Genomic DNA, 17,144 nt, shown 5'->3' on the forward strand with positions numbered 1-17,144 from the left:
AGAGCCATGTGGAATTATGTAAAGCTGATCTTGCTGGGCGCGGTGGCGCTTGGCGCCGCAATCGGCGCAAACCTTGCGCGCGATCCCGCCTATATGGTCAATGCCCTGGTCATCATGCTGGTGGCGGCAGGCATGTTCGTCTGGTCGCTGCGCCGGGCGGACGAGCCGGCGCGCGTCGTCGATACCTCGAAATACATGGACGAGGTGGTCCGGTTCGGGGTCGTCGCCACGGCTTTCTGGGGCGTGGTGGGCTTCCTTGTGGGCGTGGTCATCGCCTTCCAGCTGGCCTTTCCGGCGCTGAACCTGTCGGACCTGACGCAAGGCTATACCAACTTCGGCAAGCTGCGACCGCTGCACACCTCGGCGGTGATCTTCGCCTTCGGGGGCAACGCGCTGATCGCGACCTCGTTCTATGTGGTGCAGCGCACCAGCGCCTCGCGGCTGTGGGGCGGCAATCTCGCGTGGTTCGTGTTCTGGGGCTACAACCTGTTCATCGTGCTGGCCGCGACCGGATACATCGCGGGCGCCACCCAGTCCAAGGAATATGCCGAGCCGGAATGGTATGTGGACCTGTGGCTGACGGTCGTCTGGGTAGCCTATCTGGCCGTGTTCCTGGGCACCGTGATCAAGCGCAAGGAACCCCATATCTACGTCGCCAACTGGTTCTACCTGGCCTTCATCGTGACCATCGCGATGCTGCACATCGTCAACAACCTGTCGGTGCCGGTCAGCATCTTCGGATCGAAGTCGGTCCAGGTGTTCTCGGGCGTGCAGGACGCGATGGTGCAGTGGTGGTACGGCCACAACGCCGTGGGCTTCTTCCTGACCGCCGGTTTCCTGGGGATGATGTACTACTTCATCCCGAAGCAGGCCGAGCGTCCGGTCTATTCCTATAAACTCTCGATCATCCACTTCTGGGCGCTGATCTTCCTGTACATCTGGGCCGGTCCGCACCACCTGCACTATACCGCGCTGCCCGACTGGGCCTCGACGCTTGGCATGGTGTTCTCGATCATGCTGTGGATGCCTTCGTGGGGTGGCATGATCAACGGCCTGATGACGCTGTCGGGGGCCTGGGACAAGCTGCGCACCGACCCGATCCTGCGCATGATGGTGGTGGCCGTCGGCTTCTACGGGATGGCGACCTTCGAAGGCCCGATGATGTCGATCAAGGCCGTGAACAGCCTGTCGCACTATACCGACTGGACCATCGGCCACGTCCATTCCGGCGCCCTGGGCTGGAACGGCATGATCACCTTCGGCGCGCTTTACTACCTGACGCCGCGCCTGTGGGGCCGGGAACGCCTGTACAGCCTGTCGCTGGTCTCCTGGCACTTCTGGCTCGCCACCATCGGCCTGGTGCTTTACGCGGCGTCCATGTGGGTGTCGGGCATCATGGAAGGCCTGATGTGGCGCGAAGTGGACAGCCAGGGCTTCCTGGTCAACGCCTTCGCCGACGCGGTCCAGGCCAAGTTCGCGATGAACGTGGTGCGTGCCTTGGGCGGGGTTCTCTACCTCGCCGGCGGGATCATCATGGCCTACAACCTCTGGGCCACCGTGGCCCGCCAGCCCAAAGCCCATTCGACGGCCATCGCCGTGCCGGCCGAATAAGGGAACGCGAGCCATGCAAATCCTTGAAAAGCACAAGATCCTCGAAAAGAACGCGACGCTTCTTCTGATCTTCTCGTTCATCGTCGTGACCATCGGTGGCCTGGTGCAGATCACCCCGCTGTTCTATCTGGAAAACACCATCGAGAAGGTGGAAGGGGTCCGCCCCTACACCCCCCTCGAACTGGCGGGCCGCGACGTCTATGTCCGCGAGGGCTGCTATGTCTGCCACAGCCAGATGATCCGCCCCATGCGCGACGAGGTGGAACGCTACGGCCACTACAGCCTTGCGGCGGAATCGATGTACGACCACCCGTTCCAGTGGGGGTCCAAGCGCACCGGGCCGGATCTGGCGCGCGTGGGCGGGCGCTATTCGGACGAATGGCACCTGGATCACCTGCGCGACCCGCAGTCGGTGGTGCCGGAATCCATCATGCCGAAATATGGCCACCTGATGGACCGCCCCCTCGGCCCGGACTACGTCCAGGACCGCGTGGAAACCGATGCCCTGGTCGGCGTGCCCTATTCCGAGGAGATGATCGCCGCCGCGGTCGAGGATTTCCGCGCCCAGGCCAACCCGGACGCCGATGCCTCGGGCCTGCAGGAGCGCTATCCGGGCGCGCAGCAGCGCAACTTCGACCGCCAGCCGCAGCTGACGGAAATGGACGCGCTGATCGCCTATCTCCAGGTGCTTGGCACGATGGTCGATTTCTCGACCTTCCAGCCCGATCCGTCGCGATAGGGGGCGGGTCATGGAAACCTACAGCTTCCTGCGCGGACTGGCCGACAGTTGGGCGCTGCTGCTGCTGACGCTGTTCTTCGTGGGCGTGATCCTGTTCGTGTTCCGCCCCGGGTCCAGAAAGCCGCAGCGCGACGCCGCCGAAAGCATCTTCCGCCATGAGGACCGCCCTGCCGAGGCGGATGAGAAGGAGGGCCGGTAATGGCCGACAACGACAAGGACAAGCCGGTCGATCCGCATGTCGACCCCGCCAATCCCGACAACCGGGTCTCGGTCCGGCGGCACGCGGCTGACAGCGAACATGCGGCCAAGGTTCTGGGCGCGATCCCCGAACGTCCCCATCCCGACCAGCCTGTCGCGCCCCGGATGCGCAAGCCGACCCGCAAGGGCCTGGTGCAAGAGGTCGGCTCGACCGGGCACGAATGGGACGGGATCACGGAATACGACAACCCGATGCCGCGCTGGTGGCTGTGGACCTTCTACGCCACGATCATCTGGGCGGTGGGCTATGTGATCGCCTATCCGGCGATTCCGCTGGTCGACCGTGCGACCGACGGCCTGCTGGGCACCGACTACCGCCAGGAGGTCGCGGCCGAGATCGACCGCTTCGACCAGGCGAATGCCGCCATCCAGGCCCGCCTGGCCGAGGTGGACCTGGCCGAGATCCCGAACGACCCCGAACTGGTGAACTATGCCACCAACGCGGGCGGCGCGATCTTCCGCACCTGGTGCGCGCAGTGCCACGGATCGGGCGCGGCGGGCGCGCGGGGCTATCCGAACCTGCTGGACAACGACTGGCTGTGGGGCGGCACGCTGGAGGACATCCACCTGACGCTGCAGCACGGCATCCGCGATCCGCAGGACGGCGACACCCGCTATTCGGAAATGCCGCATTTCGGCAGCGACGGCATCTTGGACCGCACGCAGATCGACCAGGTGGTGAACCACGTCCTGGCCCTGTCCGACCAGCCGCATGACGCGGACAAGGCAGCGGCGGGCGCCCAGGTCTATGCCGACAACTGTTCGGCCTGCCACATGGAAGACGGCACGGGCGACCGCAGCCAGGGCGCGCCCAACCTGGCCGATGCCGTCTGGCTGTATGGCGACGACCACGCGACGCTGACCCGTATCGTCAGCGAAGGCCCCTTCGGCGTCATGCCCTCGTGGAGCAGCCGCCTGTCCGAGGCCGAGATCCGGGCCGTCGCCACCTATGTCCACGGTCTGGGCGGCGGAGAGTAGTCCGCCCCGACCGCCCGAGCTTTCGCCCCGGCCACCACCGACGGCGAAGGAGACCGGCCCCCGTCCTGTTCGCGCGTTCCTGGGGGCCGGTCATCATCATAACGCCGGACATCGCGCAGAGCGAGGCCCAGGCGTCACGAACTTTCGCATCAGTCCATCGGTGCGAAAGAGGCCGACCCCCGCATGTTCGCGCGTTCCTGGGGGTCGGCCGCCCCTCATGCCCTAGCTGCCTTCGTCGCCCGCCGGCACAACCTGGGCATGTTGGACCACGGTCCAGTCGTCATGCCCCCGCCGCCGATAGACAGACGTGCAGGCGGCCTTGAACCGCGTATCCCCCTTGGACGCCGTGACCTTGTAGCCGACGACGATCATCCCTTCCTCGGGGCGCGACACGCTCTTGTCGTCGAAGGACACCTCGTCCCAGGCGGGGGTGCCGCTGACCGCCTCGACGGCGGCCTGTCCCGCGAAGATATGGGGCGCATGGCTCAGTGCCATGATGCAGTCGGGATCGACCCGCTCGTGATAGCGTCCTTCCGAGGCGTGCCACAGGCTTTCCTCGAAGTTCCAGACCCGGTCGTCGTCCATCCTGACCTCCTCGCGTGCTGCGTCAGGCTTTAACCGCAGGGCAGGGGCGCAGTTCCAAGCGGGCTGGCGGATTCAGCCCGCCAGTTCGCCCCGCAGCGAATTGGCCGCGCTTTCGACGATGCGGACGGTGACCAGGTCGCCGACCTGCGCCTGCGGGGCGTCCACGAAGACGGAATGGAGGTAGTCCGACTTGCCGATCATCTGGCCCGCCTGACGACCCGGCTTTTCGAACAGCACCCCGACCGTGCGCCCGACCATGCCTTCCTGCGCGGCCTTCTGCTGTTTCGTCAGCAGCGCCTGCAATTCCTGCAGGCGTTCGTCGGCGACGGTGCCGTCCACCTCGGGGCGGTCATAGGCGGGGGTGCCGGGGCGGGGGGAATACTTGAAGCTGAAGGCGGTACCGAACCCCACGGCGGCCACCAGGCGCAGGGTGTCCTGGTGGTCCGCATCCGTTTCGCCCGGAAAGCCCACGATGAAGTCGCTGGTCAGCAGGATGTCGGGCCGCGCCTCGCGGATGCGGTCGATCAGGCGCAGGTATTCCGCCGCCGTGTGCTTGCGGTTCATCGCCTTGAGAATCCGGTCGCTGCCCGACTGCACCGGCAGGTGCAGATAGGGCATCAGTTGCGGAATGTCGCGATGCGCCGCGATCAGGTCGTCCGCCATGTCGTTCGGATGGCTGGTGGTGTAGCGGATGCGGTCCAGCCCCTCGATGTCCGCAAGCGCGCGGATCAGGCGGCCGAAGCCCCAGTCCCCGTCCGATCCCGCGCCGTGCCAGCCGTTCACGTTCTGGCCCAGTAGGGTGATCTCGCGCACGCCGCGCTCCACCAGGTCGCGCGCCTCGCGCAGGATGCGGTCCACCGGGCGGCTGACCTCGGCCCCGCGCGTGTAGGGGACGACGCAGAAGGCGCAGAACTTGTCGCAGCCTTCCTGCACGGTCAGAAAGGCGGCGGGTGCGCGGCGGGTGGCGCGGCGGGCGGGCAGGTGGTCGAACTTGTCTTCCTCGGGGAAGTCGGTGTTGATCGCAGGCGCTTCGCCGCGCACCATGGCGGGCAGGCGGTGATAGGTCTGCGGGCCGACCACCAGATCGACCAGCGGCATCCGGCGCACGATCTCCTCGCCCTCGGCCTGGGCCACGCAGCCCGCGACGCCGATCTTCAGGTCGGGCTTTTCCGCCTTCAGGGGCTTCAGGCGCCCCAGGTCGGAATACAGCTTCTCGGCCGCCTTCTCGCGGATATGGCAGGTGTTCAGCAGCACCATGTCGGCGTCGGCCTGATCCTCGGTCAGGACATAGCCTTCCGCGCCCATGGCCTCGGCCATGCGCTGGCTGTCGTAGACGTTCATCTGGCAGCCATAGGTCTTGATGAAAAGCTTCTTGACTGCCGGGGGATTGGCCTGGTCGTTCATTGCCGTGCTGTCCTTGGAGTTCCGGCGCTGATACAGCAAAGGCAGGGATTTGGAAAGCCGCGCATGACTAGCGACCTGACGACGATCACCAACATCGGCCCGGCGACCGCCAGGGCGCTGATCGCCGCCGGGGTGCCGGACGCCGCCGCCCTGCGCCGGATCGGCGCGCACGAGGCCTATCGCGCGCTGCTGGTCGCGGGCGAGCGGCCGCATTTCATCGGCTACTACGTCCTGGCGATGGCCTTGCAGGGACGGCCCTGGAACGACTGCCGGGGCGAGGAAAAGGCGGCCCTGCGCCAGCGGTTCGATTCGCTGGTGGCCGAGGCGCGGGGCGTGCCGCTGGCCGGGATCGAGGCCGAGCTGGATCTGATCGGCCTGCGGCGGCCCTGAAAAATTTTGTTGCCATACATACCGACCGGTTGGTATGTTCAAGCTATGACACGCAGGACCAACACCGATCCCGACAAGGGCGACGCGCGGACCAGGCTGCTGGATGCCGCCCGCGACATCGTGCGCCGGCAGGGCTTTGCCGCCACCAGCGTCGATCAGCTTTGCCGCGCGGCGGGGGTGACGAAGGGCGCCTTCTTCCACCACTTCCCCAGCAAGGAGGCCCTGGGCGTGGCCGCCGCCCAGCATTGGTCGGACATGACCGGCGCGCTGTTCGCGGCGGCCCCCTATCACGACCACCCCGATCCGCTGGACCGGGTGCTGGCCTATGTCGATTTCCGCCGGCAGATCATCGCGGGCGGGATCGAGGAGTTCACCTGCCTGGTCGGCACCATGACGTCCGAGGTTTACCACGCCCATCCGGCCCTCCGGCAGGCTTGCGCCGCCAGCATCTTCGGCCATGCGGCCACGCTGGAGGACGACATTGCCGCTGCCATGGCCGCGCGTGGCATCACCGGGATGACCCCCGCCAGCCTGGCTGCCCATACCCAAGCCGTCCTGCAAGGCGCCTTCATCCTCGCCAAGGCGGCCGACGACCCGCAACCGGCCATCGACAGCGTCGATCACCTGAAGCGCTATCTGCTGCTGCTGTTCCAACCCGAGGAGGAGACGACATGAAGGATCTGCCGAACGAACTGGTCCTGGACCGCGTCCTGGACGCGCCGCGCGCCGCGCTGTGGCGCTGCTGGACCGAACCCGCGCTGCTGGAGCGGTGGTTCTGCCCCAAGCCCTGGTATGTCACCCATGCGGTCCTTGACCTGCGGCCGGGCGGCGCCTTTTCCACCACCATGCACGGCCCCGACGGAGAGGAGTTTCCCAACACTGGCGTCTTCCTGGAGGTCGTGCTCGGCGAAAGGCTGGTCTTCACCGACGCCTTCGCCCCCGGCTGGAGCCCGTCCGGCAAGCCCTTCATGACAGCCCATGTGAGCTTCGAGGACGCGGGCGCGAGCCGCACCCGCTATGTCGCCCGCGCGCTGCACTGGACCCCGGAAGCCCGCGCCGAACACGAGGCCATGGGCTTTCATTCCGGCTGGAACGCGGCGGCCGACCAGTTGGAGCAGCTTGCGAAATCCTTGTGAGGAGAGAGACGATGAAACCGACGATCTATCTGTTCTTCAAGGGCAATTGCCTGGAGGCGATGACGCATTACGCCCAGACGCTGGGCGGCAGGGTCACGGGCGTCTTTCGCAACGCGGATGCCCCGGCCGACAGCCGGATGCCCGGCGGCGACGACATGGTGATGAACATGGCCGTCGATCTGGACGGCACCCTTGTGATGGCCTCGGACAACCCGGACGAGATGTACGACCGCCCGCAGGGGTTCTATGTCACGATCGACACACCCTCGGGGGCAGAGTTCGACCGGGTCTTCGCCGCCCTGTCCGACGGGGCCGAGGCGATCACCATGCCGCCTGCCGAAACCTTCTGGGCCGAACGCTTCGCCATGTTCCGCGACCGCTTCGGCACGCCCTGGATGCTGTCCTTCACCGGATCGAAGGGGCAGCAGCCATGAACGCCACAGTCAAGACCTGCTTCTGGTTCGACAACCAAGCGATGGAGGCGGTGGACTTCTATGTCTCGCTGCTGCCCGACAGCCGTATCGACGCCGTCAGCCATTATGTCGCCGAACAGGGCATGGCGCCCGCGGGCACGGTGCTGGCCATCGACTTTACCCTGGCGGGCACGCCCATGCAGGCCATCAATGGCGGGCCAGCGTTCACCCTGACCGAGGCGGCGTCGATCAGCATCGCCACGCGCGACCAGGCGGAAACCGACCGCCTGTGGGACGCGCTTCTTGCGAATGGCGGCTTGCCCTCGCAATGCGGCTGGCTGAAGGACCGTTGGGGCATGTCCTGGCAGGTCGTGCCCGAACGGGCGGCGGAACTGCTGGCGGGACCGCAGGCGGGCAAGGTCTGGCCGGTGTTCTTCACCATGTCCAGGATCGAAATCGCCCCGCTGGAGGACGCGGCGGCGGCCTGATCTGCCCCCCAGTCGCCCCCATTGAACGCCTCCACCGGCCCGGATAGCCTGCGGTTCAAACCGATGGAGGCACCGATGAACAAACCGCAAAGCTGGGAAGCCCGCGCCGACGCATACTCGCTTTACGGCTTCACGGACCTGCCCAGCGTCGCCAGCCGGGGCGCGGTCGTGCTGACCCATGGCGAGGGGCCTTATGTCGTCGACGTGAACGGCCGCCGCTACCTGGATGCCAATTCCGGGCTGTGGAACATGGTCGCGGGCTTCGACCACAAGGGCCTGGCCGAGGCCGCGAAGGCCCAATACGACCGCTTTCCGGGATACCACGCCTTCTTCGGACGCCTGTCCGACCAGACGGTGATGCTCTCCGAAAAGCTGGTCGAGGTCTCGCCCTTCGCGCGCGGCAAGGTCTTCTACACCAACTCGGGGTCCGAGGCGAACGACACCATGGTCAAGATGCTGTGGTTCCTGCACGCCAGCGAGGGCAAGCCGCAGCGCCGCAAGATCCTGACCCGCTGGAACGCCTATCATGGCGTCACGGTGGTGTCGGCCAGCATGACCGGAAAACCCTACAACGAGGTCTTCGGCCTGCCGCTGCCAGGCTTCATCCACCTGACCTGCCCGCATTTCTGGCGCTATGGCGCCGAGGGCGAGACCGAGGAGCAGTTCACCCAGCGCCTTGCGCGGGAGCTGGAGGACACGATCCTTCGCGAAGGCGCCGACACCATCGCGGGCTTCTTCGCAGAACCCGTGCAAGGCGCCGGGGGCGTGATCCCGCCGTCCGAGGGGTATTTCCAGGCGGTGCTGCCGATCCTGAAGAAATACGACATTCCCATGATCGCGGACGAGGTGATCACGGGTTTCGGGCGCACCGGCAACACCTGGGGCTGCCAGACCTACGGCTTCACCCCCGACGCGATCATCAGTTCCAAGAACCTGACCGCCGGGCTGTTTCCCATGGGCGCGGTGATCCTGGGGCCGGACCTGACCGACCGCCTGCAAGCCGCCATCGACCGGATCGAGGAATTCCCGCACGGCTTCACCGCCTCCGGCCACCCGGTCGGCTGCGCCATCGCGCTGAAGGCCATCGACGTGGTGATGAACGAGGGCCTGGCCGAAAACGTGCGCCGCCTTGCGCCGCGGCTGGAGGCGGGGCTGCGCGCCATCATGGACCGTAGCGACCATATCGGCGAATTGCGCGGCGTGGGCTTCATGTGGGCGCTGGAGGCCGTGCGCGACAAGGCGACGAAGACGCCCTTCGACAGCCACCTGTCGGTCAGCGAGCGCATAGCCAATGCCTGCACCGACCTGGGCCTGATCTGCCGCCCTCTGGGCCAGTCCATCGTCCTCTGCCCGCCCTTCATCCTGACCGAGGCGCAGATGGACGAGATCTTCGACAAGCTGGAACGGGCGCTGGAAAAGGTCTTCGCCGAGGTGGCCTAGCCGAAGGAACGGGCGACTCCGGCCCGGCGTTGCCTTTCTTTGGGACGGAGGCAGAGATGGACCGGACAATGGCCGCGATCATCGGGGGACTTGCGGCGGGCGTGGTGACGACGGCGCTGATGCAGGCGGGGCGGCGGTCCGGCATCCTGGGCAAGACGCTGGATCGCGACGCGGTGGACTGGATCGACCGGACCACCGGGTCGCGCGCGGTCATCGGCGACACGGGCACCAGCGTTGTCGAGTTCGTCAATCACCTTGCCGCCTCGGCGGCCTTCGGCGCGGCCTACGAGGGGTTGCGGCAGGCCACGCCCCGGATGGACCCGCTGTCGCGCGGGGTGCTGTATGGCACCGCGCTTTATGCGGTCAATATCGGCATGGTGGCACCGATCCTGGGCATCACCGAGGGAGAGGTCGAGGCCGGCCCGCGCAAGGCCGCCGAGCGCTGGGGCGCCCATGCGGTCCAGGGCGCGGTGACGGCCGTTCTGGCCGAGACGCTCTCGGGCGGGGCAAGGAACGACTGACGCCGAGGGCCTGTCGCGCGGCCGTGGCTTGGGCCGGGGTTCCTTACCGCCGCGCCAGCTTGCGTTCGATGTAGTCGCGCAGTTCCTCGATCTCGGCGCGGCTTTCACGCAGGCCCGCCATGGCGGTTTCCAGTTCCGCCTGCGTTGCCGCAAGGCGGCTGTCGCGTTCCTTGATCAGGGTGATGGCCTTGTCGCGTTCGCGTTCCGTACCGTGCAGCTTGCGTTCCAGATCGCCCAGATCGGCATGGGTGGGGCGGGTCAGCCGCCCGATCAGCCAGCAGGCGAACCAGCCCAGGACAAAGGCCCCGAACAGGACAAGGGCGGTGGCGGTGATGAATTCGGTGCGATTCATGCGGGTCCAGCTTGCAATCAGGGGGCGGGTTCGTCCGGCCGGGGCGAGGGGCGCGGCGTGTCCGGCGTCGGCGTCTGGACGGGAAGCCTAAGGTTTTCCTCGCGCTCGTCCAGCGTCTGGAAGACCTCGCTGGCACCGACCGTCGCCGGGGCCATCGGCCCGATGCTGGCCTGGGGCATGGCGGGACCGAACATCTGCGGCTGCGGCGCGGCGGTGTCCGGCTGGACGGGGCCGATCAGATCCCGGGCGGGCGTGTCCGGCGGCGCGGGCTTGGCCGTCACGCCCGACAGCGTCACGGGCGCGGGCAGGGGCGCGCTGCGCACCGGGTAATCCGACAGCAGGCGGAACTCGATCCGGCGGTTTTCCTCGCGCCCTTCCTCGGACTCGTTGGAGGCGATGGGCTGGCTTTCGCCATAGCCGCGCGCCGTCATGCTGGAGGTGTCGATGCCCGCATCGGTCATGGCGGCAACCAGCGCCTGCGCGCGGCCGCGCGACAGGTCGGCATTGAACCCGTCAGAGCCCTGGGAATCGGTATGCCCGCCCGCCTCGATCCGGAAGTCGGCGCATTCGGCCATGATGGCGGCCAGCCGCTCCAGCGTGGGGGCGGGATCGCCCGCGATGGCGGCCTTGGACGGCTCGAAGCCGATTTCGGATTCCGACATCACGATGTTCAGCTGGCGCACGCATTCCGGGCCGTCGGGCAGGTTCAGCGTCCCGTCCAAGCGCCGGTCATAGCGGATCGCCAGTTCATAGGCGACGCCCGGCCCCAGGCGTTCGGCCAGCCGTGCCGCCGCGGTTTCGGGGGCGGCGGGATCGCCCGAGGTGCCGGCGATCCGGATCAGGTCGGGCGTGACCCGCAGGCTGCCCGATTGCAGGGTATCCAGCGCCTCGAGCGCGGCGATGACCCGCACCGTCCAGCCGCCGGGGACCGAGGGGTCGTTCGCCAGGTCGGCCTGCACCGTCAGAAAGCGGGCGCGGGCCACGCTGTCCACGGTTTCCCGCATCCGGTCGTCGCTGATGCGCCCCTGCATGGCCAAGGCCTGGGTCTCGGACAGGGTGGCCGTGAACTCGGCCGGGCCCTGCAGGGCCTTGTCGGGGGCTGCTTCCAGTTCTGACTGCAGCGAAAAGACCGGTGGCAGCGCGTCCCGCAATCCGGCCACGACCCTGTCGAAGGCCGCCTTGGCCACGCCGGGCGGCGCCACCAGGGCCACGTCGGCATCCGACAGCGTCACCGCGCCCCGGCCCAGGTCGGCCACTGCCCCGATCGCGGCGGCGGCGGCATCGGCCCAGTCGGGCGAAGGCGCGCCAAGCCCCAGCGTGCAGGCCGGGACGCCCCCGGCCCCCGCCTTGACCGCGGCATCGACGATGCGGTCGCGGCCTTCCTCGGTATCGGCGGCGCAGGATTCGAAGCGGGCGCCGCCTTCGTCGATGACGAATCGCAGCGTGAAGGGCGCGATGACCGGGCGCGGCGCCGAGATGTCGGTGACAAGCTCGACCCCTGCGGGCAGGCCCTCGCGCAGCGCGGATTCCAGCCGCCCTTTCTCGTCGGGGCTGTCGGTGATGGCCGAGATCGTGACCCGCCCCGGCTGGACCGAGATCTTGGCCTGGGTCGCCATCTGCGCGGCTTGCAGCCCATAGCGGATGGCCGCGTCCCAGCCCTCGGGGACGGCATAGTCGGCGGTTTCCAGAAGGTCGGTCACCTGGGGCGCGGCGGTTTCGGCCCGCAGCGTACGCACCAGACCCGCCCGGTCGGTCGAGGCGGGAACCAGCCCGATCAGCGAGATCCCCTGGTCATTGCGCAGCAGTTCCGTCTTGAAGTCGGGCGGCGTCATCGCCTCGGCCGAGGCGACCGTCATCCGGTCCACCACCCGCGACGGATCGACGGCGGTGCCCGCCTGGGTCGTGGCGCGGAAACGGTCCACCTCGGTCGGCGCGGTGCCGGTCAGGCGCACCTGCAACCCGTCCGTCGCCACCCGGACCCAGTCCTGCCCCGAGGCCTGCAACGCCTGCTGCACGTCCTGGCGCGACCGCTGCTCGATATAGCTGGCGGCGGTGTCGGCACCCAGCCAGCACAGCCCGCCCGCGGCGGACAGGACAAGAAGCGTGGCGATGGACGAGGCAAGCCGCCTGCGGGGCATGAGCCATGACCTTGGGCTGTTTCCTTGGACCCCCGATCTAGCGGCGGGCCGGGGTCCGCGCAATCAGACGAGTCCCGCAAGGGCAAGAAACAGCGCAAGGATCAAACCCGCATCGCGGTTCGACCGGAACAGCCGCAGGCAGACAGCGCCTTGTTCCGGCTGGAAATTCCGCAACTGCCAGGCCAGGTGCGCCGCAAACCCGGCAAGGCCTGCGTAACCCATCAACAGATTGCGACCCGTCAGGAAGATGGCGATCGCCAGCAGCAGGACGGTCAGCACCGCGAACCCCGCAAGGATGCGCGGACTGTTCCGCCCGAACAGGCGGGCGGTGGATTTCACGCCGATCAGGGCGTCGTCCTCGACGTCCTGGTGGGCATAGATGGTGTCGTAGAAGATCGTCCAGGCGATGCCCGCCAGCCACGCCACCACCGGCGCCGCGTCCAGCCGCCCCATATGCGCGGCATAGGCCAGCATGACGCCCCAGTTGAACGCAAGGCCCAAAAACACCTGCGGCCACCAGGTGAACCGCTTGGCAAAGGGATAGACCGCAACCAGCGCCAGCGAGGCCACGCCCATCCAGACCGCCGCCCGGTCCAGCGTCAGCAGGATCACGAAGCCCACAAGGCATTGCGCCACCAGCCACAGGTAGGCCCCGCGCAGCGTGACCTGACCCGAGGGCAGGGGCCGTGACCGGGTGCGCGCCACCTTGTCGTCGATGTCGCGGTCGGTGATGTCGTTCCAGGTGCAGCCCGCCCCGCGCATCACCAGGGCGCCGATGCCGCAGGCGATGGCGATCCACAGGTCCACCCAGCGGGGACCGTCGGCCATCATGGCAAGCCCGATGCCCCACCAGCAGGGCAGCAGCAGCAGCCATGTCCCGATCGGCCGGTCGGCACGCGACAGCCGCAACCAGGGCCTCCAGGCCGGGGGGGCGGCGGTGTCCACCCAGTTTCCCTTCGGCGCGTCGACGACGGCGTCTGGTCTTTCCGTCCGGCTTTGCATAGCGTCTGGCCCATCATGGCAAGGATCAGGCTGTTCATAGATCACCCGCTGGCCGCGGGACAACCCGTCCCGCTGGACGCCGCGCAGGCGCATTACCTGGGGGGCGTGATGCGCCTGTCCCCCGGCGCCGTGGTCGAGGTCTTCAACGGCCGCGACGGCGCCTGGTCCGCGCGCATCGCGCAGGCAGCCAAGCGCGGCGGGTCGCTGGACGTGCTGGACCAGGTCGCGCCCCAGCGTGACCCGCCCGACCTGTGGCTGTGCTTCGCGCCCATCAAGAAGGCGCGCACCGACTTCATCGTCGAAAAGGCGGCCGAGATGGGGGCCGCGCGCATCCTGCCGGTGCAGACCGATTTCACCAATTCCGAACGCATCCGCCAGGATCGCCTGCAGGCCCATGCCGTCGAGGCGGCGGAACAATGCGGCGGCACCTTTGTCCCCGCCGTCGCCGATCTGGTGCCGCTGTCCCGCCTGCTGGATGGCTGGGGCGGCACGCGCCGCATCCTCTGGGCGGACGAGGCGATGGCAGGGCCTGCGGAAACGCTGGCGGGCCTGCCGCGCGGTCCCTGGGCGATCCTGATCGGCCCCGAGGGCGGCTTTTCGGACGCCGAGCGCGCCCGCCTGTCGGCGCTGCCCTTCGTGAGTCGCATCAGCCTGGGACCACGAATCCTGCGCGCCGACACGGCTGCCGTCGCGGCACTTGCGCTGTGGCAGGCCGCGCTTGGGGATTGGCAATGAACTGATGCTGCAATGCGGCATTCCAAGGGCGAAAAGCGACCTTGTCCGCGTCTTAACCCATTCTAAATCTGCACGTGCTGCATAGCGGCATTGACCGTCTCGCGGCTACTCTTTCCACCCTGCCCAATCTATATCCTGCTGCATGAAGCAAATGCCCGATGGTCGGGCACTTCTGAAACAGGTGATGAAAATGTCGACGATGGAACTGAACCGCAGTCATGCTGCTGGTGGCGTTGGCAATGTCGTTGCGAACTTCTTCTCGATGCTGTCTGCGTGGAACGATGCCCGCGTGACCCGTCGGGAACTGAGCCGCCTGTCGGATCGCGAGCTGGATGATATCGGTCTGTGCCGCGGCGACATCGAGCGGATCGCGCGCGGCTTCTAAGCCATAGCCATCCCTTCAAGACGAACGAACCCCCAATGCGGATGCAGAGGGGGTTTTTTCCTGTTCTTGTCGCGGGCTCAATGCGCCTGGACGGACCTGAAACCGGCGGATTGCGCCGCGTCCCTGAAAGCCGCGCGGGCTGTCCCGACCGGGATCATGCAATGGGCAGCGGCATCCAGCATCCGGGCGGCATGGGCGCGGGGCGCGTCATCCACCGGCCATTTGCGTTCCAGCCAGTAGGCGGCCGTCTCGATGGTGGTGAAGGTCTTCACGTCGCCGTCCCGCAGGACGAACGACAGGGGGTATCCCCAGCTAACTTCGATCAAAACTGTTCTTTCATGAAATTCTCGATCCCGTGCCGTGGCATTCCGGGGATCGAACCGGGCGGCAGGACTGCCGCCGCCCGGAATGCGCAGCCGGGCCGATCAGGCCAGGGCGACGTTGGTTGCCGATTCGCGGCCGTCACGGCCTTTCTCGACGTCGAAGGTGATCGCCTGGCCGTCGCGGATGTCGCGGATGCCGGCGCGCTCCAGCGCGGAGATGTGAAGGAACACGTCCTTCGAGCCATGCTCGGGCTGGATGAAGCCGAAGCCCTTGGTGGCGTTGAACCATTTCACGGTGCCGTTGGCCATCGTGATAACTCCTGTCATGTATGCCATCCGCGACATGCGATGGCCTGGCCCAGTGTCGTCGCAGAAACATCTGAAGCCGAAAGGAGACAGAAGGTCGTAAAGAAGACGCTTGCCCGACCCATATAGCAAGGACGCGGCTTTTTCACAAGGACCGCGTGCCGATCAGACGCGACGCTCCATCACCAGGGCCGACCACTCTGCCAGATCGTCGCGGCGTTCCAGGGTGAAGCCCGCGTCCCCATAGACCTGCGTCACCTCCTGGGCCTGCGTGGTCAGGATGCCCGACAGGACGACGCGGCCCCCCGGCGCCACCACCTGCGCCATCTCGGGCGCCAGGTCGATCAGCGGCTGCTTGAGGATATTCGCCAGCACCAGATCGTAGGGCGCGTTGTCTTCCAGCATCGGATGATCGAAGCCCGCGGCCTCCAGGCAGATCACCCGGCCGTCCAGGCCGTTGGCGATCACGTTCGCCGCCGCCGTGTCGACCGCCACCGCGTCGATGTCGCTGGCCAGCACCGTAACAGGCCACAGCCGCGCCGCCGCCATCGCCAGAACGGCGGTGCCGCAGCCGATGTCGACGATGCGATGCGGCTGGAAGCCCTGGGTGGCCAGCCGGTCCAAGGCTTCAAGGCAACCCTTGGTGGTGTTGTGGTGCCCGGTGCCGAAGGCCATCGCGGCCTCGATGCACAGGGCCTCGACGCCCTCGGGAACCGTGTCGGCGTCGTGGCTGCCGTGGACGTAGAAGCGGCCCGCCCGCACCGGGGTCAGTTCCCGCTTCACATGGGCGACCCAATCGACGTCGGGCACCTCGGAGATGGCGAAGGGGTTGGCGCCATATGCGGCGGCCAGCAGGGCAAGCGCGATCTCGTCGGGCGCCTCGGTGAAGTAGACGCCGACTTCCCAGCGGCCGGACCCGTCCTCGATCTCGAAGGTGCCGGTGCCGACGGGCTCGGGGTCCAGATCCTCGCAGGCGTCGGCAAGGGCTTCGGCGGCGTCGTGGCCTTGGACATGGGTCAGCGCGGAGTAGGTGGTCATCAGATCGGGTCCGGGTTGGGCATGGATGCCTCTATCCCCGTGCCCTTGAGGCCGCAATAACCATCGGGGTTCTTTTCCAGGTATTGCTGGTGCGCCTCGTGGGCAGGCCAGAAGGGCGCGGGGCCGATGATCTGCGTGGTGATCTTGCCGAAGCCTGCCACGGCCAGGCGGTTGTCGTAATCGATCTTCGAGGCCTCGGCCGCGGTGCGCTGGCTGTCGGTGAAGGCCATGATCAGGCTGCGGTACTGGCTGCCCGTGTCGCCCCCCTGCCGGTCGCCCTGGGTGGGGTCGTGGTTTTCCCAGAACAGTTGCAGCAGATGGTCGTAGCTGATCTTGGAACTGTCAAAGACGACCCGCACGACCTCGGCATGGCCGGTGGTGCCGGCCTTGACCTGGTCGTAGGTCGGGTTTTCCACGGTGCCGCCGGCAAAGCCCACCTGCGTCAGCCAGACGCCGTTCTGTTTCCAGAACAGCCGCTCGACCCCCCAGTAGCAGCCCATGCCGAAGATCGCCTGGTCGAAGCCCTGGGGGACGGGCTCGTCCATCGGCCGGTTGAAGATCGCATGTGTGGTCATGGAAACATCCTTCTGGTCAGGCAGGGGCAAACGCGGCAGGGCGCCGGGCGGTTCGACCACTAGCCGCGCGGATGGGCGGCCTGGTAGACCGCCATGAGATGCGCGTCGTCCACGCCGGTATAGACCTGGGTCGTGGACAGGCTGGCATGGCCCAGCAGTTCCTGGATGGTGCGCAGGTCGCCCCCCGCCGCCAGCAGATGCGTGGCGAAGGAATGGCGCAGCGCATGGGGGGTGGCCGTCGGCGGCAGGCCCAGCGCCGCGCGGGCGGCGCGCATCGTCGCGTCCACGGACCCGGTCGACAGCCGCCCGCCGCGCACGCCCCGGAAC

General features: G+C 67.4%; 23 protein-coding genes. 13 read left to right on the forward strand and 10 right to left on the reverse strand.

Annotation, left to right across the window (positions count from 1 at the left end):
* The first annotated feature begins 6 nt into the window (after window positions 1–6).
* From ccoN to ccoP, 4 genes are all read left to right on the forward strand, one after another.
* Complete coding sequence (gene ccoN, locus J0F76_RS14405) at window positions 7–1,611, forward strand: cytochrome-c oxidase, cbb3-type subunit I (RefSeq protein WP_207470486.1); 1,605 nt, start codon at window positions 7–9, stop codon at window positions 1,609–1,611.
* A 13-nt stretch (window positions 1,612–1,624) separates the two neighbouring features.
* Window positions 1,625–2,350: a cytochrome-c oxidase, cbb3-type subunit II gene (gene ccoO, locus J0F76_RS14410; RefSeq protein ID WP_207470488.1), complete on the forward strand. Its 726-nt coding sequence runs from the start codon at window positions 1,625–1,627 to the stop codon at window positions 2,348–2,350.
* 10 nt (window positions 2,351–2,360) lie between these two features.
* Window positions 2,361–2,549 carry a cbb3-type cytochrome c oxidase subunit 3 gene (locus tag J0F76_RS14415; RefSeq protein WP_207470490.1) on the forward strand — a complete coding sequence of 63 codons (189 nt, stop codon included), beginning with the start codon at window positions 2,361–2,363 and terminating at the stop codon, window positions 2,547–2,549.
* Window positions 2,550–2,713: 164 nt separating this feature from the next.
* Complete coding sequence (gene ccoP / locus J0F76_RS14420; RefSeq protein WP_242690226.1) at window positions 2,714–3,586, forward strand: cytochrome-c oxidase, cbb3-type subunit III; 873 nt, start codon at window positions 2,714–2,716, stop codon at window positions 3,584–3,586.
* A 222-nt stretch (window positions 3,587–3,808) separates the two neighbouring features.
* Here the strand turns inward: ccoP and J0F76_RS14425 are convergent, their stop codons facing one another.
* Both J0F76_RS14425 and miaB read right to left on the reverse strand, forming a co-directional pair.
* A complete protein-coding gene (locus J0F76_RS14425) occupies window positions 3,809–4,171 on the reverse strand; it encodes a hypothetical protein (RefSeq protein WP_207470494.1) in 363 nt (120 codons plus the stop codon).
* 72 nt (window positions 4,172–4,243) lie between these two features.
* Entirely contained in the window at window positions 4,244–5,575 is a 1,332-nt protein-coding gene (miaB, locus tag J0F76_RS14430; protein ID WP_207470496.1) for a tRNA (N6-isopentenyl adenosine(37)-C2)-methylthiotransferase MiaB, read from the reverse strand.
* A 63-nt stretch (window positions 5,576–5,638) separates the two neighbouring features.
* On the opposite strand from miaB, the gene J0F76_RS14435 reads away from it, so the two are divergent.
* The 7 genes from J0F76_RS14435 (at window position 5,639) to J0F76_RS14465 (ending at window position 9,963) form a co-directional block, all read left to right on the forward strand.
* Window positions 5,639–5,965 carry a TfoX/Sxy family protein gene (locus J0F76_RS14435; protein WP_207470498.1) on the forward strand — a complete coding sequence of 109 codons (327 nt, stop codon included), beginning with the start codon at window positions 5,639–5,641 and terminating at the stop codon, window positions 5,963–5,965.
* 45 nt (window positions 5,966–6,010) lie between these two features.
* A complete protein-coding gene (locus tag J0F76_RS14440) occupies window positions 6,011–6,640 on the forward strand; it encodes a TetR/AcrR family transcriptional regulator (protein WP_207470500.1) in 630 nt (209 codons plus the stop codon).
* Window positions 6,637–7,101, forward strand: coding sequence for an SRPBCC family protein (locus J0F76_RS14445; RefSeq protein ID WP_207470502.1), 465 nt, complete (start codon window positions 6,637–6,639; stop codon window positions 7,099–7,101). Before J0F76_RS14440 ends, J0F76_RS14445 begins: the two co-directional genes overlap by 4 nt.
* 11 nt (window positions 7,102–7,112) lie before the next feature.
* The gene (locus tag J0F76_RS14450) at window positions 7,113–7,535 is read left to right on the forward strand and encodes a VOC family protein (RefSeq protein ID WP_207470504.1); all 423 of its coding nucleotides are present in this window, start codon (window positions 7,113–7,115) and stop codon (window positions 7,533–7,535) included.
* Window positions 7,532–8,002 carry a VOC family protein gene (locus tag J0F76_RS14455; RefSeq protein WP_207470506.1) on the forward strand — a complete coding sequence of 157 codons (471 nt, stop codon included), beginning with the start codon at window positions 7,532–7,534 and terminating at the stop codon, window positions 8,000–8,002. Before J0F76_RS14450 ends, J0F76_RS14455 begins: the two co-directional genes overlap by 4 nt.
* Window positions 8,003–8,077: 75 nt before the next feature.
* Complete coding sequence (locus J0F76_RS14460) at window positions 8,078–9,442, forward strand: aminotransferase (RefSeq protein ID WP_207470507.1); 1,365 nt, start codon at window positions 8,078–8,080, stop codon at window positions 9,440–9,442.
* Window positions 9,443–9,498: 56 nt separating this feature from the next.
* Entirely contained in the window at window positions 9,499–9,963 is a 465-nt protein-coding gene (locus J0F76_RS14465) for a hypothetical protein (protein ID WP_207470508.1), read from the forward strand.
* A 43-nt stretch (window positions 9,964–10,006) separates the two neighbouring features.
* On the opposite strand, the gene J0F76_RS14470 is transcribed toward J0F76_RS14465, so the two are convergent.
* The 3 genes from J0F76_RS14470 to ubiA form a co-directional block, all read right to left on the reverse strand.
* Window positions 10,007–10,315: a coiled-coil domain-containing protein gene (locus J0F76_RS14470; RefSeq protein ID WP_207470509.1), complete on the reverse strand. Its 309-nt coding sequence runs from the start codon at window positions 10,313–10,315 to the stop codon at window positions 10,007–10,009.
* 17 nt (window positions 10,316–10,332) lie between these two features.
* Complete coding sequence (locus tag J0F76_RS14475; RefSeq protein WP_207470510.1) at window positions 10,333–12,453, reverse strand: OmpA family protein; 2,121 nt, start codon at window positions 12,451–12,453, stop codon at window positions 10,333–10,335.
* A 63-nt stretch (window positions 12,454–12,516) separates the two neighbouring features.
* A complete protein-coding gene (ubiA, locus tag J0F76_RS14480; RefSeq protein ID WP_242690225.1) occupies window positions 12,517–13,455 on the reverse strand; it encodes a 4-hydroxybenzoate octaprenyltransferase in 939 nt (312 codons plus the stop codon).
* Between the two features lie 15 nt (window positions 13,456–13,470).
* Here ubiA and J0F76_RS14485 point away from each other — a divergent pair, with 15 nt between their 5' ends.
* Window positions 13,471–14,190 carry a 16S rRNA (uracil(1498)-N(3))-methyltransferase gene (locus J0F76_RS14485; protein ID WP_207470513.1) on the forward strand — a complete coding sequence of 240 codons (720 nt, stop codon included), beginning with the start codon at window positions 13,471–13,473 and terminating at the stop codon, window positions 14,188–14,190.
* 190 nt (window positions 14,191–14,380) lie between these two features.
* Complete coding sequence (locus tag J0F76_RS14490) at window positions 14,381–14,575, forward strand: DUF1127 domain-containing protein (RefSeq protein ID WP_207470530.1); 195 nt, start codon at window positions 14,381–14,383, stop codon at window positions 14,573–14,575.
* A 77-nt stretch (window positions 14,576–14,652) separates the two neighbouring features.
* Here J0F76_RS14490 and J0F76_RS14495 read toward each other — a convergent pair whose 3' ends face one another.
* From J0F76_RS14495 to J0F76_RS14515, 5 genes are all read right to left on the reverse strand, one after another.
* Window positions 14,653–14,901, reverse strand: a complete 249-nt coding sequence (locus J0F76_RS14495) for a DUF982 domain-containing protein (protein ID WP_207470515.1) — start codon at window positions 14,899–14,901, stop codon at window positions 14,653–14,655.
* Window positions 14,902–15,000: 99 nt separating this feature from the next.
* Entirely contained in the window at window positions 15,001–15,207 is a 207-nt protein-coding gene (locus tag J0F76_RS14500) for a cold-shock protein (RefSeq protein ID WP_207470517.1), read from the reverse strand.
* A 162-nt stretch (window positions 15,208–15,369) separates the two neighbouring features.
* Window positions 15,370–16,242 carry a 50S ribosomal protein L11 methyltransferase gene (locus tag J0F76_RS14505; protein WP_207470519.1) on the reverse strand — a complete coding sequence of 291 codons (873 nt, stop codon included), beginning with the start codon at window positions 16,240–16,242 and terminating at the stop codon, window positions 15,370–15,372.
* On the reverse strand, window positions 16,242–16,817 hold the full coding sequence (gene msrA, locus J0F76_RS14510; RefSeq protein ID WP_207470521.1) for a peptide-methionine (S)-S-oxide reductase MsrA: 576 nt from the start codon (window positions 16,815–16,817) through the stop codon (window positions 16,242–16,244). Before msrA ends, J0F76_RS14505 begins: the two co-directional genes overlap by 1 nt.
* Before the next feature lie 59 nt (window positions 16,818–16,876).
* Window positions 16,877–17,144, reverse strand: a 268-nt coding sequence (locus J0F76_RS14515; RefSeq protein WP_207470523.1) for a tyrosine-type recombinase/integrase, incomplete at its 5' end; no start/stop codon positions are given.

This window comes from Paracoccus fontiphilus (assembly GCF_017356265.1).
GTDB classification, from domain to species: domain Bacteria; phylum Pseudomonadota; class Alphaproteobacteria; order Rhodobacterales; family Rhodobacteraceae; genus Paracoccus; species Paracoccus fontiphilus.